The sequence below is a fragment of the Methylococcus geothermalis genome, from assembly GCF_012769535.1.
Classification (GTDB): domain Bacteria; phylum Pseudomonadota; class Gammaproteobacteria; order Methylococcales; family Methylococcaceae; genus Methylococcus; species Methylococcus geothermalis.
Genome location: NZ_CP046565.1, coordinates 2,858,453 through 2,873,858, shown reverse-complemented (window position 1 = coordinate 2,873,858; position 15,406 = coordinate 2,858,453). Strand labels below are relative to the sequence as shown.

General features: G+C 66.5%; 15 protein-coding genes. All 15 read left to right on the top strand.

Annotation, left to right across the window (positions count from 1 at the left end; genetic code table 11):
• The first annotated feature begins 104 nt into the window (after window positions 1-104).
• The 15 genes from GNH96_RS13325 (at window position 105) to GNH96_RS13260 (ending at window position 15,168) form a co-directional block, all read left to right on the top strand.
• Entirely contained in the window at window positions 105-1,670 is a 1,566-nt protein-coding gene (locus GNH96_RS13325) for a sigma 54-interacting transcriptional regulator (protein ID WP_169604116.1), read from the top strand.
• Window positions 1,671-1,893: 223 nt separating this feature from the next.
• Window positions 1,894-2,166, top strand: a complete 273-nt coding sequence (locus GNH96_RS13320; protein ID WP_169604115.1) for a phosphopantetheine-binding protein — start codon at window positions 1,894-1,896, stop codon at window positions 2,164-2,166.
• Window positions 2,166-2,840, top strand: a complete 675-nt coding sequence (locus GNH96_RS13315) for a COG4648 family protein (protein ID WP_169604114.1) — start codon at window positions 2,166-2,168, stop codon at window positions 2,838-2,840. The genes GNH96_RS13320 and GNH96_RS13315 overlap by 1 nt, the downstream gene beginning before the upstream one ends.
• Before the next feature lie 21 nt (window positions 2,841-2,861).
• A complete protein-coding gene (locus GNH96_RS13310) occupies window positions 2,862-4,193 on the top strand; it encodes an AMP-binding protein (RefSeq protein ID WP_223163429.1) in 1,332 nt (443 codons plus the stop codon).
• Window positions 4,190-4,495 carry a hypothetical protein gene (locus GNH96_RS15900; protein WP_223163428.1) on the top strand — a complete coding sequence of 102 codons (306 nt, stop codon included), beginning with the start codon at window positions 4,190-4,192 and terminating at the stop codon, window positions 4,493-4,495. Before GNH96_RS13310 ends, GNH96_RS15900 begins: the two co-directional genes overlap by 4 nt.
• A complete protein-coding gene (locus GNH96_RS13305; RefSeq protein WP_169604113.1) occupies window positions 4,492-5,439 on the top strand; it encodes an LpxL/LpxP family acyltransferase in 948 nt (315 codons plus the stop codon). Before GNH96_RS15900 ends, GNH96_RS13305 begins: the two co-directional genes overlap by 4 nt.
• 5 nt (window positions 5,440-5,444) lie before the next feature.
• Entirely contained in the window at window positions 5,445-6,026 is a 582-nt protein-coding gene (locus tag GNH96_RS13300) for a LolA-related protein (protein WP_169604112.1), read from the top strand.
• The gene (locus tag GNH96_RS13295) at window positions 6,023-8,395 is read left to right on the top strand and encodes an MMPL family transporter (RefSeq protein WP_169604111.1); all 2,373 of its coding nucleotides are present in this window, start codon (window positions 6,023-6,025) and stop codon (window positions 8,393-8,395) included. Before GNH96_RS13300 ends, GNH96_RS13295 begins: the two co-directional genes overlap by 4 nt.
• The gene (locus GNH96_RS13290; protein ID WP_228719867.1) at window positions 8,392-9,204 is read left to right on the top strand and encodes a polysaccharide deacetylase family protein; all 813 of its coding nucleotides are present in this window, start codon (window positions 8,392-8,394) and stop codon (window positions 9,202-9,204) included. The genes GNH96_RS13295 and GNH96_RS13290 overlap by 4 nt, the downstream gene beginning before the upstream one ends.
• On the top strand, window positions 9,201-9,926 hold the full coding sequence (locus GNH96_RS13285; protein ID WP_169604109.1) for a class I SAM-dependent methyltransferase: 726 nt from the start codon (window positions 9,201-9,203) through the stop codon (window positions 9,924-9,926). Before GNH96_RS13290 ends, GNH96_RS13285 begins: the two co-directional genes overlap by 4 nt.
• Before the next feature lie 783 nt (window positions 9,927-10,709).
• On the top strand, window positions 10,710-11,900 hold the full coding sequence (locus tag GNH96_RS13280) for a beta-ketoacyl-[acyl-carrier-protein] synthase family protein (RefSeq protein ID WP_169604108.1): 1,191 nt from the start codon (window positions 10,710-10,712) through the stop codon (window positions 11,898-11,900).
• Window positions 11,897-12,697: a beta-ketoacyl synthase chain length factor gene (locus tag GNH96_RS13275; RefSeq protein ID WP_169604107.1), complete on the top strand. Its 801-nt coding sequence runs from the start codon at window positions 11,897-11,899 to the stop codon at window positions 12,695-12,697. The genes GNH96_RS13280 and GNH96_RS13275 overlap by 4 nt, the downstream gene beginning before the upstream one ends.
• Window positions 12,688-13,149, top strand: coding sequence for a hotdog family protein (locus GNH96_RS13270; RefSeq protein WP_169604106.1), 462 nt, complete (start codon window positions 12,688-12,690; stop codon window positions 13,147-13,149). The genes GNH96_RS13275 and GNH96_RS13270 overlap by 10 nt, the downstream gene beginning before the upstream one ends.
• On the top strand, window positions 13,146-13,865 hold the full coding sequence (fabG, locus tag GNH96_RS13265) for a 3-oxoacyl-ACP reductase FabG (protein WP_169604105.1): 720 nt from the start codon (window positions 13,146-13,148) through the stop codon (window positions 13,863-13,865). Before GNH96_RS13270 ends, fabG begins: the two co-directional genes overlap by 4 nt.
• Window positions 13,866-13,875: 10 nt before the next feature.
• Window positions 13,876-15,168, top strand: a complete 1,293-nt coding sequence (locus tag GNH96_RS13260) for a cation:proton antiporter (protein WP_169604104.1) — start codon at window positions 13,876-13,878, stop codon at window positions 15,166-15,168.
• The last annotated feature ends 238 nt before the right edge of the window (window positions 15,169-15,406 follow it).

The window sequence follows — 15,406 nt, the reverse complement described above, 5'->3', positions numbered from 1 at the left end:
CCGGGCATGGTAGCTTTCACGGTTTCCGGCGAGACGCTTTGCTTATTCGGTATTTCGGGGAAGCACGTGTCGCCACGACAGTCAGACGACTCTGCCGGCCACGCATGCACAGCGCGAATTTTTCCCATTTGACTCCCATCCGGTTCCTTCAGACGTTCGTCCTCGAATTGATGCACGTCTGCGAGGAGGCGGGCATCGCCCCCGCGGAACGGTTGATCGACCAGATCGCGCGCAGCGCGAGCCGATTCTTCGAAGAGGCTTTCCGGGAGGAGTTCGCGGTGGAGGGTGCGTTGGACGCCGAGCGCTATGCGGACTTGATCGTCGGATTGAAAAACCATATCGGCGGCCGGTTCTCGCTGGCTTCGCGCGATGTCGGCTGCATCCGCGTGGTGAACGACCGCTGCCCTTTCGGTGAAGGCGTGAAGAATTCTCCGGAACTCTGCCGCATGACTTCCAGCGTATTCGGCGGGATTGCAGCGCGGAATTTCGGCTACGCCAAGGTGACTCTGGCCAGGCGGATCGCCTTGGGCGATGCCGGCTGCGAGGTGCATGTCCATCTCGATCGCGGGGCCGCCCGGGACGTGGAAGGGGTCGAATATCTGGCGCCGACCGCGCCCGGCGATGACCGCCGGACCATGGACGAATTGCAGGCGCGCATCGACGAACGGATGCATCGGATCTGGTGCCAGATGAACGCGCGCCATCAGGCCGAGGAATCGGTCAGGCGCCCGATCATCGTCGCCCGCTCGCCGGCCATGCAGGCGGTGTTGCAAGCGATCGAGACGGTCGCGCCCACGCCCGCCACGGTCTTGATCCACGGCGAGACGGGTGTCGGCAAGGAACTGGTGGCTCGGGCCGTCCATGCCATGAGCGAGCGCTGCCAGAAGCCGTTCATCGCGGTCAACTGCGGTGCGATTCCGGAAGGCATCGTCGAAAGCGTATTGTTCGGCCACGAGAAGGGCGCTTTCACCGGGGCGATCGAGGTTCACCGGGGCTATTTCGAAAGGGCCGACGGCGGCACCCTGTTCCTGGACGAGGTGGATGCGCTGACGCCTGCGATCCAGACCCGCTTGCTGCGGGTCATCCAGGAAGGCGAATTGGAGCGCGTCGGGGGACATCAAACGCTGATGGTGGATACCCGGATCATATCCGCCACCAATTGCGACCTCGAAAAGGCCGTTGCGGAAGGCCGTTTCCGCCAGGACCTGTATTATCGGATCAATGTCGTCAGGATCGCGATTCCGCCACTGCGCCAGCGCCCGGAAGATCTGCCCCATCTGGTGGACCTGATACTCCGGCGTTTGAGCAAGCGCTACGGGAAACCCGTGAATTCGGTGAGCCCGGAAGTCATGGCCAGACTGCGGGCTTGCGCCTGGCCCGGAAACGTCCGCGAACTGGAAAACACCCTGGAAAAAGCGGTGCTGTTCGCCCGGCTTCCGGAAATCACCGACATTCCCCTGCCGGACCTTCCGCCTGAGGCGAGGGAGCAATCCTGGAAGGAACTTCGCCGGCAGATGCTCGACCGGCTGGAGCGGGCCTATCTGGAGCAGGCGCTGCGGCGCGCCCAAGGCAATGTGAACGCGGTTGCCGAAGGGATGGAGCTGACCCCGAGAGCGGTGTACCTGAAACTACGCGCCTACGGTATGGACCCGGCCAAATTTCGGGGCTGAAGGCGCAGGAAGGCGCGGGAGCGGCCCCGTTGGGCGGGATGTACTCCGGCGGAGCCTTGGGCTTGGCATTGTGTGTGCATCCTCTGCCAGGGATTCCTGCAGGTGGCGGCCTCGGCGGTGCCGATCCTGCGGCCATGCACAATCCACCCGGAAACCCTATAATTTCGATTCTTTATCGTTCAACTAGCCTATGTCTCATCCACTGAATCACGGAAGGACGACGATGACGCTCGCGAACGAGACGCTCGAGCGTGAGGTGACGGATCTGGTGATCTCCACCCTGAATCTGGACGTCAGCCCCGAGGCCGTCGATCCGGAAGCGCCCTTGTATCGCGAGGGACTCGGCCTGGATTCGATCGACATCCTGGAGATCGCGCTGGTCGTTTCCAAACGTTACGGCTTCCAATTGCGGGCGGACAACGAGGACAACGTCCGAATCTTCGGTTCGCTGCGCAGTCTGTCTCAGCATATCGCGGTCCACCGGGTCGAGTGTTGATGTCCCGGAGCCGCCTTCCGTTGTATTGGATCGTTGCCGGGATCGCGCTTGCGGCTTATGCCGTACTCAATCATTACGTCATGGCCGTTCATGCGGGGAGTTCGCTGGCGGCGTGGCTTCCCCTCGCGCCGGTAGCGGTCGCGGCGGGGGCTGTCGCCTGGCGGTCACGCTGGCGTTACCTGCTGCTGGGGGCCGGCGCCGGCCTGCTGGTGCTGCTGTGGTTGTCGCCGGAGCGGATGGCGCCGGGCGACAAGGTGCTTTACGCCTATCTCGCCGAGCATGTCGGCATCAACGCGCTGCTGGGATGGGGGTTCGGGAGCACTCTGCTGGCCGGGCGCGAGCCGTTGTGTACCCGGCTGGCGCGTTCGGTCCATGGCGTCCTGCCACCCGAGGTGGAGCGCTATTCCCGGGCGGTGACAGCGGCCTGGACGGTTTTTTTTGGAAGCGTCGCGGCGGTATCCCTGCTGCTGTTTTTCTTCGCTTCCATCGACGCCTGGTCGATCTTCGCCAATTTCGTGAATCTGCCTCTGGCGATCGCGATGTTCGTGGCGGAATACCGTATTCGCTTGCGGGCGCTGCCGGATTTCCAGCATGCCTCGATCATGACGAGTTTCCGCTCCTTCTCGGCGTCGTCCAAGCCTGCCGGGGCTGTCGCGGAATCGGGACAGGGATGAGGTCCGCAGCGGACTCGAGGCATGATCGATTTCCCCATCCTGACGCATTCTTCCGACCGGGACATCATTGCCTGCTGCAAGGGGCGTGCAGTCACCGTTCGTGAGTTTCTCGGCGAGGCCGCCAGCCTGGCCGGCCGTCTGCCCGAGCGGCCTTATCTGCTGAACGACTGCGCGGATCGCTACCGTTTTGCCGTGGTTTTCGCCGCCGCCTTGCTGCGCCGCCAGATCAGCCTGCTGCCGCCGACCCTGACGCCGGAGACCGTGCGGCAATTGGCCCGATCGTTCCCGGGGGTCTACTGCCTCACGGACGACCCGCATCGGGCGATCGATCTGCCGCTCCTCCTTTATCCGGAGGATTTGTCCATCGCGGACGTGGAGCGGGTGCCGGTTCCCCACCCCGACCAGATCGCGGCGATCGCCCTCACCTCGGGTTCCACCGGCGCACCCGTGCCGCACGCCAAGACCTGGGGGAACCTGGCGCGGAGCGCCCGTGCCGAGGGCGAACGGCTCGGCATCACGGCGGGCAGGCACATCGTGCTCGGCACGGTGCCGGCCCAGCACATGTACGGGTTCGAATCCACGGTGCTGCTGCCGCTCCAAAACGGGGCCGCGCTTGCCGCTGCCCGCCCGTTCTATCCGGCGGACGTCTGCGCGGCGATCGAGCAGTTGCCGGACGCGGCCGTGCTGGTCACCACGCCTTTCCACCTGCGCGCGCTGCTGACTATCGAAGGGACGTTGCCTGCCGTCGATCTGCTGGTCTCGGCGACCGCGCCTCTGGCGCCGCAGCTTGCCCAGGCCGCCGAAGCCCGTTTCGGCGCGCCGCTCCTGGAAATCTACGGCTGCACCGAGGCCGGTCAGCTCGCGACCCGGCGTTCGGTCGAGGGGCCGGAATGGACGGCGTTTCCGGGTATCTCGATCTACCGGGCGAAGGACGGTTTCCGGGTGCGGGGCGGGCATGTCGCCGGCGAAGTGCGTCTGGACGACGTGCTGGAACTGACGTCGCCGCAACGCTTCGTCTGGCTGGGGCGTTCCGGCGACATGATCAACATCGCCGGCAAGCGCACCTCGCTGGCCTATCTCAATCATCAGATCGCGGCGATTCCCGGCGTGTTGGATGCCGTGTTCGTGATGCCGGACGAGCAAGCCCACGGCTCGGTCACGCGGCTGACGGCCTACGCCGTCGCCCCGGGCCTGACCCAGGCGAGTCTGATGCAGGCGCTCCGGGAGCGGCTCGATCCGGCTTTTCTGCCGCGTCCCTTGCATCTGGTCGCCTGCCTTCCGCGCAATGCCACCGGCAAGCTGCCCCGCGGGGCGCTGGAGGCGTTGTCGGAAAGCCTGCGGGAGGCGTCGTGAGCGACGCGGCGGGAACCATCGGGTTCCGCATCGCGGAGGACCATCCGGCCTGTGGCGGCCATTTTCCGGGGTTTCCGGTGGTGCCGGGGGCGGTGCTGCTGGACGAGATCCTGGGCCGGCTGGAATCGGCATTGGCGATCGATCTCTGCGCCTGCCGCCTGTCGGCCGCCAAGTTTCCGGCGCCGCTCGCGCCCGGCAGCGAGGTGTCGCTGGAATACCGATGGGCGGAGCGGGGCGCCGTCCGGTTCAGTCTCGCCTCGAACGGCCGAACGGTCGCCAGCGGAACCCTGATCCCCCGATGAACGATTCGTCCCCGCAGCGCGAGTCGGCAGCCGCCCCGCACTGGGCGGAGCGGCCCGAGCGCAGCAACATGTTCTTCCTGCGGATCATGGCGTGGATTTCGCTGCATCTGGGCCGGCGCGCCGGGCGCCTGGTGCTTCATCTCATCGTGATCTATTTCCTGCTGTTCGCGGCCGGCGCCCACCGGGCGTCCCGGAACTATCTGAGCCGGGTGCTCGGGCGTCCGCCCCGGCTCGCCGATTGCTATCGCCACTTCTTCCGTTTCGCCTCCACCATCCACGACCGGGTGTACCTGCTCAACGACGAGTTCGCCCGTTTCGATGTCGCCATCGTCGGGGAAGAAGCGATGCACGAGGTCCTGGCCGAGGGACGGGGCGCTTTCCTGCTGGGGGCGCATTTCGGCAGTTTCGAGGTGTTGCGCGCGGTCGCCAGGCAGCGTCCCGGTCTCGAGCCGGCGATGGTCATGTACGAGGAGAACGCCCGCAAGATCAACGCCATGCTCGCGGCGATCGCTCCCGGCCGGGTTGGAGATGTCATTCCGCTGGGACGGGTCGATGCCATGCTGCGGCTGCGCGAGGCGCTGGATCGGGGCAAGATCGTCGGCATGCTGGGCGACCGCACGCTGGGTTCCGAGCCCGCCATGAAGTTGCCGTTCCTGGGCGGGGTGGCGCGGTTTCCGACCGGTCCTTTGCGGATGGCGGCGCTCATGAAGCGGCCGGTGCTGTTCATGGCCGGGCTGCATAGGGGCGGCAACCGCTACGAGATCCATTTCGAGAGGCTGGCGGATTTCTCCGACATATCCGCTGATCAGGCCGAAGCGGTACCCGCCGCCCTGGCCCGCTATGTATCCCGCCTGGAAGCTTTCTGCCGTGCCCAGCCTTACAACTGGTTCAATTTTTTCGATTTCTGGGCCGCGAGCGAAGGGCGGACCGAAGTCGAGGGGTAGGATTCATGGGATTTCGCGCGGGATTCATCGGCTTTTTCCTCGCCCTGATCGCCTTTGCTACGGCGGCGCAGGCCGAGCCCTGGAGTCTCGCCCAGTTGATGCGGGCGCTTGCCGCCCAGACCTCCGGCACGGCCGAGTTCGTGGAAAAAAAATACGTCTCGGTATTGACCGAGCCGGTCGAGTCCTCGGGCGAGCTGTCGTTCGCCGCACCGGACCGGTTGGAGAAGCGGACGATCAGGCCGCTGAGGGAGAGGCTGGTGCTGGAAGGCGAGCGCCTGAGCCTGGAGCGGGGAAGCGAGCGCCGCAGCGTGGGATTGGATGAATACCCTGAAATCGCCGCCCTGGTCGGCAGCATCCGCTCCACCCTGATGGGCGACTGCGCCGCTCTGGAAAAAATCTACCGGCTGTCCCTCAATGGTGATGCCCGCCGTTGGACGTTGCTGCTGGTCCCTTCAACACCGGCGGTGGCCGAACGGGTCGCCTACATCCGCATTGGCGGTTCGGACGGCAGGGTCGATCGGGTCGAAATCCACCAGCCCGGCGGCGACTACTCGGTCATGTCGATCCGGGAGATTCCGCAGCGATGACCGCTTCGCGGCGTTGGCCGCTCGTCGTCTGGCTCGTCTCGGTCTGCGTCTTCGCTGTGGCGGCGGGTCGCATGCGGCTGGCGACCGACCTGTCGGCGTTCCTGCCGAGCCGCCCCAGCGCGAGCGAGCAGCTGCTGATCGACCAGTTGCGGGAGGGCCCCGCCTCGCGGCTGATCCTGATCGCCGTCGAAGGCGCGACCGAAGCGGTCCGCCTCCGTCTGTCCGGCCTCATGGCGGATCGGCTGCGTCAGGACGCCCGGTTTTCGGCGGTGAGCAACGGCGCAGCGGCCGAGGGCGAGCCCGAACGGGAACTGCTGTTCCGTCGGCGTTACCTGCTGAGCCCGGCCGTGACGCCCGAGCGATTTTCGGTGGAGGGGCTGCGGGCGGCGGTGCGCGCTTCCATCGACCGGGTCGCCTCCTCGACGGGACTGATGACGAAGTCTCTGCTGCCAAGCGATCCCACCGGCGAGCTGCTGGAAATCCTCGACCGTATGGAGACGGAGGCGCGTCCGGAAACCGCCGGGGGAGTCTGGGTGTCGCGGGACCGCAAGCGAGCGCTGTTGCTCGCCCAGATTCGCGCCGCAGGATCGGACACCGACGCGCAGCAGCAGGCGCTTGCCGCGATCCGCGCCGCATTCGCCGGCGCCGCGGCGCAGGCCGGCGGCACCGATGCCCGGCTGATGCTGTCCGGCCCGGCGGTATTCACCGTGGAGGCGCGGGAGCGGATCAAGGGCGAGGCCATCCGCCTGTCGGCGATCGGCACGGCTCTGGTGGTCGTCCTGCTGCTCGCCGTATACCGCTCGGTCACGGCGCTGGCGCTGGGGCTGGTGCCGGTGGCCACCGGCGCGGCGGCCGGCATCGCGGCCGTGAGCCTGGGCTTCGGCGTGGTCTACGGCATGACGCTGGGGTTCGGCGCGACGCTCATCGGTGAAGCGGTGGACTACGCCATCTATCTGTTCGTCCAGGCCGGCGAGGGAAGCGGGGAGGACGGGCGCCGTGGCTGGTTCGATCTGTACTGGTCGACCATCCGGCTGGGGGTGCTGACCTCGGTGTGCGGCGCACTGCCTTTGGCCTTGTCCGGCTTCCCCGGTTTTTCCCAGCTCGGAGTTTACTCGATCGCGGGACTGCTTGCGGCGGCGGCCGTCACCCGCTGGGTGTTGCCGGGCTTGCTGCCCGGACATTTCCGGATTCACGACCTGAGCCGGGCGGGAGAGGTTCTGGTTCGGCTTGCAAGCCGGCTGCGGCCGTTACGGTGGCTGGTGCCGATGGCGGTGGCTCTGGCCTGCGCGATCATCGGGCTGCACCGCGATACCCTGTGGAATGAACAGCTCGGCGCGCTCAGCCCCGTCCCGGTGGAGGCCCAGAGGCGCGACGCCGAACTCAGGGCCGACCTGGGCGCGCCCGATGCGGGCTATCTGGTTGTGGTGCGGGGGGCGGACGCCGAATCCGCCTTGCAGGCCGCGGAGCGTGCCTCGGCGCGCCTGGCCGCGCTGGCGGGAGAAGGCGTCATCGCCGGCTTCCAGAGCGCCTCCACCTATTTGCCCAGCCGCCTGACTCAAAGCCGGCGGCGCGACGCCTTGCCCGAGGAGCGGGCGCTGCGCGAGCGCTTCGCCGCCGCGGTCCGCAGCCTGCCAGTCCGTCCGGACCGATTCGAGAGCTTCTTTGCCGACGTGCGGGCCGCCCGCGAGGCGCCGCTGCTCACGCCGGGGGATCTGCGGGGCACCCGCTTCGCCCTTGCGGTGGATTCCCTGCTGGTGCCCGGCGCGGCGGGCTGGACGGCTTTGTTGCCGCTGCGGGCGCCGGCGGAGGATTCCGGGCATGGATTGGAGGCTTCCCGAATCCGCGCGGCGCTGTCCGATGTTCAGGAGGCGATCTTCCTCGACTTGAAGGCGGAGACCGACCACCTCTACCGCGGCTATCTGGCCGAGGCGACCCGGCTTTCCGCCGGCGGGGCGGGGGCGATCATCCTCCTGCTGGCCCTCGCCTTGCGTTCGCCGGGGCGGGTGCTGCGGGTCTGCCTGCCGCTCGCAGCCGGCCTGGCCGTGGTGACTGCGGCACTGGTGGCGAGCGGACATCAGCTCACCATGCTGCATCTCATCGGGATGATGCTGGCGGTCGCGATCGGCTCCAATTATTGCCTGTTCTTCGACCGCCTCAACCAAGCCGGCACGACGGCTCCGGCCGGGCTGGGAAGGACCCTGGTTTCGCTGACCCTGGCGAATCTCGCCACCGTCGCCGTCTTCGGCCTGCTGGCCGGCTCGTCGGTGCCGGTGCTGAGCGCGATCGGCGTGATGGTGGCGCCGGGGACGTTCCTGGCGCTGGTGATTTCGGCGATGTACTCGAAGCTGGACGGGAAATGCGCGGCATGAAGGCGAGGCATGGGCAGCGCTGGACGCCTTCCCTCGGCATCAAGGCTTCCGTGGTCCTCCATGGCGCGGCGGCCGCGCTGACCCTGTGGCGGCCCGAATCGTGGTCCTGGGCGCTGGGGGCGGTGGCCGCCAACCACGCCTTGCTCACGGTGGCGGGCTTGTGGCCGCACAGCCGCGTGCTCGGCCCGGTCATGACCCGCTTGCCGCCGGACGCCGCGGCGAGGGGCGAGGTGGCCATCACCATCGACGACGGTCCCGACCCCGAGGTGACGCCCCAGGTGCTGGCTATCCTGGATGCCTATGGAGCGAAGGCCACTTTCTTCTGCATCGGCCGCAGGGCCCGGGAGCACGCCGCGCTTTGCGCCGACATCGCCGCCCGCGGCCATGCGGTGGAAAATCACAGCTACAGCCATCGCCACACGTTTTCCCTGTCTGGTCTGAGCGGATTCGAGCGCGAATTGCGTCGGGCGCAGGAAGCGCTCGCCGGAATCACCGGGCGAGCACCCCGGTTCTTCCGGGCGCCGGCCGGCTTGCGCAATCCCCTGCTCGATCCGGTCCTGGCCCGGCAGGGTCTCTCCCTGGTGAGCTGGACCCGGCGCGGCTTCGACACCCGCCGCGGCCAGCCGCAGCGCGTGCTCGCCTCGCTGACCGGCAAACTTCAGGCCGGAGACATCCTGCTGCTGCACGACGGCAACGCCGCGCGTTCCGATTCCGGCCAGGCCGTCATCCTCGAAGTGCTGCCGCGGCTCCTCGAGACCATGGGGGAGCGGCAACTGCATCCCGTCACTCTCCGCGCCGCCTGCCCATGACCGAAAACTTCAAACGGTTGCTCGTCGAAACCGCCGCCGCGCCATACCGCCGGGCCGGATACTTCGCCTGGCATTTCGCCCGCGGCAAGCTCAGGGCCGATCCGGTATTCATGGCGTTGTTCGAGCGCCATCTGCTGCCCGAGCGGGCGAGGCTCCTGGACCTCGGCTGTGGCCAGGGGTTGTTGGCGTCTCTTCTTCTCGCAGCCCATTCCTTGCGTGCGTCGGGCCTTTGGCCGCAGTGCTGGACGCCGCCGCCTCGGCTCGATGCCCTGCGCGGCATCGAACTGATGGCCGCCGACGTCGCCCGGGCCAGGACGGCCCTGGCGGAGCGGGCCGAGATCGTCGAAGGAGACATCCGCCGGACCGATTTCGGCATCGCCGATGCCATCGTCGTGTTGGACGTGCTGCATTACATGACGTATGCGGATCAGGAAACCGTGCTGCGCCGCATCCGCAATGCACTCACCCCCCGCGGCGTGCTGCTGCTCAGGGTGGGGGACGCGGAGGGTGGCTTGCCGTTCCTGATCAGCCTATGGGTCGATCGTCTGGTGACCTTTCTGCGCGGACACAGATTGCCGTCGCTGTACTGCCGCCCCTTGCGGGTTTGGCGGCGCCTGCTGGAAGAACTCGGCTTCAGTGTCGAAGCGATTCCGATGAGCGAAGGGACGCCGTTTGCCAATGTGCTCCTGGCGGCGCGGCATGAAGGCTCTCATTCGGCATGAAGCGCTTTCCGTTCCCCTCGTCCTTCCGCCAAGTTGCGGCATTGGCCGCCATGGTCAGGAAAATCGAGCTGCCGAAAACTTCGTCCGGGATGGCCGCCCAATGCACGATGGCGTTGACCAAGTCGGATCCCGGCCCTTTCGGCCCTACCAGGCGACCCCCGAAGGCAAGGTATCTCCATGGGGCGTAGCAAATGAGCACGATCCAATGGAGCCGGTTCCTGATCAGGTTCCTTTGAATATTTTCGGCCGGATATCAATATAAGGCGTAAGGACGGGCGGAAGCGGAACAGAGGTCCGTGGCGCGCCACGGACAAGGTAATCACACGATTATCATCGGAAGCAATTCTACTATATCAGGGTGATCGCGGGCGTCGGGCGGATTCAGGAAATAAACGGAAGCATGTCGGTCGTCGTGCTCTGAATGGCGGCGGCTGGCTCGTGTCAGTATGGATCGAAGGGCGGGATCATGGCATAGTCTGTGCCGAATTTCTTTCGCGAGACCGAGCCTGTGCGGCTTCGGGAGAGCCGGGCTTCAGCCCGGGAGGTACCAGCCAGGACGTTGCGTGATATGTCAGGGTGGTTTCCGGGGCTGAAGTGCTGTTGTATAGGCGCGCATATGTTTTAGGGTCCAGTCCCTATCCGAAGGTGAATGAGGTCGAATAAACCATCGGGGCATGGTTCATCAGCGAGATGTTTTTGCCTTATTGATGGCTCGCTATTATCATATTGAGCCAATATATCGCTATCTGGGCAAGTTTTATAATTACCCTTTAATTCATTGTCGTGGTTCCCATTCTGATTTCAGCCTTTACCGCCACCAGTTCGTTGGGATGCGGGTGCGAGGCGATGCTTCATGCTTTGGCAGAGGGCGAGTGCGGGCTTGCACCCTGCCGGTTCGAAACGGTCGATCTGAACACATTCGTCGGTGAAGTCACGGGAGTCGATCAAATCGTCATTCCCTCCGGCTTGTCCGCGTTCGATTGTCGCAACAACCGGTTGGCCCTGCTCGGGCTGGGACAGGACGGCTTCGAGGATGCGGTGCGGGAGTCGGTGCGGCGGTTCGGGACGCGCCGCGTCGGCGTGTTCATCGGCACCAGCACCTCCGGCATGCTGGAGACGGAACTGGCCTATCGCCGGCGCGATCCGGACAGCGGGGCTTTGCCGGCGGATTTCGACTATGGCGGGACCCACAACTGTTTTTCCGTCGGCGCTTTCGTGCGCGACCATTTCGGTATCGAGGGTCCGGCGGTGGTGGTGTCTTCCGCCTGCTCGTCCAGCGCCAAGGTCTTCGGCAATGCTGCCCGCATGATTCAGGCGGGGCTGATCGACGCGGCCGTGGTCGGCGGCGTCGACTCGCTGTGCCTGACCACGCTGTACGGATTCAATTCGTTGGAGCTGCTTTCGCCCCGGCCTTGCCGGCCTTTCGACGCCCATCGCGATGGCATCTCGATCGGGGAGGCGGCGGCTTTCGCCCTGCTGCAACGGACCCCGGACGATGCCGGACCCGAGGCCCTGTTTCTGCTCGGTATCGGCGAGAGCAGCGACGCTTATCACATGTCGGCACCGCATCCGGAAGGGAGGGGCGCCAAGGCGGCGATCGGCGCAGCATTGGCATCGGCCGGCCTGTCGCCGGCGCAGATCGGCTACGTCAACCTGCACGGCACCGGCACCCGTGCCAACGACGCGGCGGAGGCCTTGGCCGTGCAAGCGGTCTTCGGCGATGCCGTGGCCTGCAGTTCCACCAAGGGCTCGACCGGCCATACCCTGGGGGCGGCGGGGGCCGTCGAGGCTGTCATCAGCCTCCTGGCGATCCGCCACGGGTTCATGCCCGCGGGCGTGAATACGGGGCTCTTGGAACGGGGATTTGAGCTGGACTATGTCCGCTCCCGCCGCCAAGCGCGTCTGGAGACCGTGCTGTCGAATTCGTTCGGATTCGGCGGTTCCAACTGTTCGCTGGTGTTCGGACGGTTATGACCCTACTGCAATGTCATATCGAGGGCGTGGGCGCGATCGGCCCGGGTTTCGCCAGCCTTGAAGAATTCCGGAAGCTGGTCGAGACGGGCCGGGCCGATCCCTCTGCGCCGACCCCGGTGCCGCCGCCGGCCTGTCTGCCGGCGGCGGAGCGGCGGCGCGCCGGGACCTCGATCAAGCTCGCCCTGGCCGCAGGGTTGCAGGCATTGGAGGTCTCCGGGCGCGATCCCACGGCGCTCTCGACGGTATTCGCCTCCTCCGGCGGGGATGGGGATAACTGCCACAACCTCTGCGAGTCCTTGGCGTCCGACGACCGGCAGATTTCCCCCACGCGGTTTCACAACTCGGTCCACAACGCCCCCTCCGGCTACTGGGGCATCGCCCTCGGCGCCACGGCGACCTCGACCAGCCTGTGCGCGTTCGACGCCAGTTTCGGCGCGGGGCTCCTCGAATCGATGGCGCAGCTCGTCCATGACCGCCAGCCATGTCTGCTCATCGCTTACGACGTGCCGTATCCCGATCCCCTCGACCGGGTTCGGGACATCGGCGGGGCCATGGGTGTGGCTCTGGCGCTGGCGCCCGAGCCCACGGCCCGGAGCCTGGCGCGGCTAACGCTGAATCTGGGGGAGGGGCCGTGCAGCGAGCTGCCGGAAGCCGGTCTGGAAGCCATGCGGCGCGGCATTCCCGCCGGTCGCGGGCTGCCCTTGCTGCGGGCTTTGGTGCTTTCGGAGTCGTGCCGTCTCGTCATCGATTATCTCGATCCACTGCGGCTGGAACTGGAGCTTACGCCATGCCGCTAGACCGCGACTGGATCGCGCAGCGAATCCCGCACGCCGGCGCCATGTGTCTTCTGGACCGCGTGCTGGCCTGGGATAGCGACCGGCTGCGCTGCCTGGCCACCAGCCACCTTCGCCCGGACAACCCGCTCCGCTCGGGTGGTTGCTTGTCGGCGGTCTGCGGGATCGAATATGCGGCCCAGGCCACCGCCGTGCATGGCGCATTGCGCGCCGACGGACGCGAAGAGGCGCCGCGCAGCGGCTTCCTGGTCAGCGTGCGCAACGTCGAATTCAAAGTACGCCGGCTGGACACGCTGGACGGCGATCTCGTGGTCGAGGCGGAACGCCTCACGGGGGACGGCAATGACGCGCTCTATCGATTCCGTCTTCTGGCGGCGGATGGCCGGGAGCTGCTGACCGGGCGTCTCGCGATGCGGCTGGACGCGGAAGCGGGTGAAGGAGGAGCGAAACCATGAGGCAGGCCCTGGTCAGCGGCGGCAGCGGGGGTATCGGCGCGGCGATTTGCCGCCGGCTGGCGCACGACGGCTTGCACGTCTGGGTGCATTACCACGGCCATCGCGAGGCGGCGGAGCGGGTGGTGGATGCCATCCGCGCCGGTGGCGGCCGTGCGGAGGCGATCGGCTTCGACGTTTGCGACGCGGCGGCGGCCGCGGCGGCCATCGAGACGATGTGCGCCGAACGGCCCATCCAGGTGCTGGTGAACAACGCCGGCATCCACGACGACGCCGTCTTTCCCGCCATGCGGGCCGACCAATGGCACCGGGTCATCGACGTCTCGCTGAACGGCTTCTTCAACCTCACCCAGCCGCTGGTCCTGCCGATGATCCGCGAGCGCTGGGGCCGGATCGTCAACATTGCCTCGGTGGCGGCACTGACCGGCAACCGCGGCCAGGTCAACTATGCCGCCGCCAAGGGCGCATTGCATTCGGCCACCAAGTCGCTGGCGCTGGAGCTGGCCAGCCGGGGCGTGACCGTCAATGCCGTGGCGCCTGGGATCATCGAGACGGGCATGGCCGAAGGCGCGTTCGACCGGGCTGCCATCGAACGGCTGGTGCCCATGAAGCGGGCGGGCCGGCCGGATGAGGTGGCCGAGCTGGTGGCGTTCCTGGCTTCCGAACGGGCCGCCTACATCACTGGGCAGATCATCTCCATCAACGGTGGGATCATCTGAAGGACACCCCATGAGCGCGGCTCCGGCGACAACCGTATCGGTCCACGCGGCTGAAACCCTGCTGTTTTTCACCCTGCTGCAGCTCGCCGTCATCGTGCTGATCGGGCGGATCGGCGGCGCCCTGGCCTCGCGCGCCGGCCAGTCGCCGGTGGTGGGCGAAATCATCGGCGGCATCGTTTTGGGTCCCTCCCTGTTCGGGCTGCTCTCGCCCGACATCTTCAAGTTCGTGTTCCGCTCCGCACCGCCCGAGCCGCTCACCATCCTCTCGCAGCTCGGCCTGATCCTGCTGATGTTCCAGATCGGCCTGGAGTTCGATTTCTCGCATCTGAAGGAGCGGCGCAACCGCCGCGCGGTCCGCGACGTCGCCTTGGCCGGCCTGGCGTTGCCGTTCGTGCTCGGTCTGGGGTTCGGCTATCAGACCGCGCCGCTGCTTTCCCCCGACGCCGACCGCCTCGCCTCGTCGCTGTTCATCGCCACCGCCTTTTCGATCACCGCCCTGCCGATCCTGGGCCGGATCATGATCGAATTCGGCATGACCGATCACAAACTCGGCGTGATTGCCATCAGCGTGGCGGCGATCAACGACGTGGTCGGCTGGCTGCTGCTGGCGCTGGTGACCACCCTCACGGTCGCCGAATACTCCCATGCCGAATTCGCGCTCAAAGTGGGGCTGGTCGCCGCCTTCGTCGTGCTGAGCTGGTTCGTGGTGCGGCCGGGGATGAAGTGGCTGGTGCGGCGCTTCCAGACGTCCGAAGCCGGTCTGTCGGGCAACCTGCTCGGCGTGCTGCTGGCCGGGATATTCCTCGCCGGCATGTGCACCTACGAGCTGGGGATCTTCGCGATCTTCGGCGGCTTCATGATGGGCGTCGTGCTGCACGACGAACCCGAACTCCGCGCCGCCTGGAAGGAGAAGGTAGGGCACTTCGTGACGGTGTTCTTTCTCCCCATCTTCTTCACCTACACCGGCCTGCGCACCGAGATCGGCGGACTGGACACCCTGCAACTGTGGGGCTGGTGCGCGCTCATCGTCCTGCTCGCCACCGTGGGCAAGTTCGGCGGCGCCTATGTCGCGGCCAGGCTGTCCGGCCTCGGTCGCCACGAGTCGGCCATTCTCGGCATCATGATGAACACCCGGGCCCTCATGGAATTGATCGTGCTCAACGTCGGCTACGACCTCGGCGTGATTTCCCGCAACGTCTTCACCATGCTGGTGCTGATGGCCATCGTCAGTACCGTCCTGACCACGCCCTGTTTGAGGGTTTGGTTGCCGAAGGCGGGGTTTGCATTGCCTGGCCGACGCTGAAAGGATGATAAAGACCCGAGGGAGGCAGGTGAAGGGCAGAAGCATCGCTTACCCAGGGACGGCGTCTCGTGCTTCCTGACCCGCAAGCTCAAGCGGGGGGTCAAGACCAGTGCCGCCGAATTCCTGGGGTTTACCTTCCGGGGAACGAAACTGCGTTGGAGCGAGCCTTCGAGGACTTCAAGCACCGGGTCCGGAAACCGAACGGCGATCAGCCGCACAAAAGCGTCGGGAACGATTT

Bases quoted from the DNA above. Each gene is read 5' to 3' on its own strand.
- GNH96_RS13325 (WP_169604116.1), top strand. From the start codon at position 105: ATGCACAGCGCGAATTTTTCCCATTTGACTCCCATCCGGTTCCTTCAG.
- GNH96_RS13320 (WP_169604115.1), top strand. From the start codon at position 1,894: ATGACGCTCGCGAACGAGACGCTCGAGCGTGAGGTGACGGATCTGGTG.
- GNH96_RS13315 (WP_169604114.1), top strand. From the start codon at position 2,166: ATGTCCCGGAGCCGCCTTCCGTTGTATTGGATCGTTGCCGGGATCGCG.
- GNH96_RS13310 (WP_223163429.1), top strand. From the start codon at position 2,862: ATGATCGATTTCCCCATCCTGACGCATTCTTCCGACCGGGACATCATT.
- GNH96_RS13305 (WP_169604113.1), top strand. From the start codon at position 4,492: ATGAACGATTCGTCCCCGCAGCGCGAGTCGGCAGCCGCCCCGCACTGG.
- GNH96_RS13300 (WP_169604112.1), top strand. From the start codon at position 5,445: ATGGGATTTCGCGCGGGATTCATCGGCTTTTTCCTCGCCCTGATCGCC.
- GNH96_RS13295 (WP_169604111.1), top strand. From the start codon at position 6,023: ATGACCGCTTCGCGGCGTTGGCCGCTCGTCGTCTGGCTCGTCTCGGTC.
- GNH96_RS13290 (WP_228719867.1), top strand. From the start codon at position 8,392: ATGAAGGCGAGGCATGGGCAGCGCTGGACGCCTTCCCTCGGCATCAAG.
- GNH96_RS13285 (WP_169604109.1), top strand. From the start codon at position 9,201: ATGACCGAAAACTTCAAACGGTTGCTCGTCGAAACCGCCGCCGCGCCA.
- GNH96_RS13275 (WP_169604107.1), top strand. From the start codon at position 11,897: ATGACCCTACTGCAATGTCATATCGAGGGCGTGGGCGCGATCGGCCCG.
- GNH96_RS13270 (WP_169604106.1), top strand. From the start codon at position 12,688: ATGCCGCTAGACCGCGACTGGATCGCGCAGCGAATCCCGCACGCCGGC.
- fabG (WP_169604105.1), top strand. From the start codon at position 13,146: ATGAGGCAGGCCCTGGTCAGCGGCGGCAGCGGGGGTATCGGCGCGGCG.
- GNH96_RS13260 (WP_169604104.1), top strand. From the start codon at position 13,876: ATGAGCGCGGCTCCGGCGACAACCGTATCGGTCCACGCGGCTGAAACC.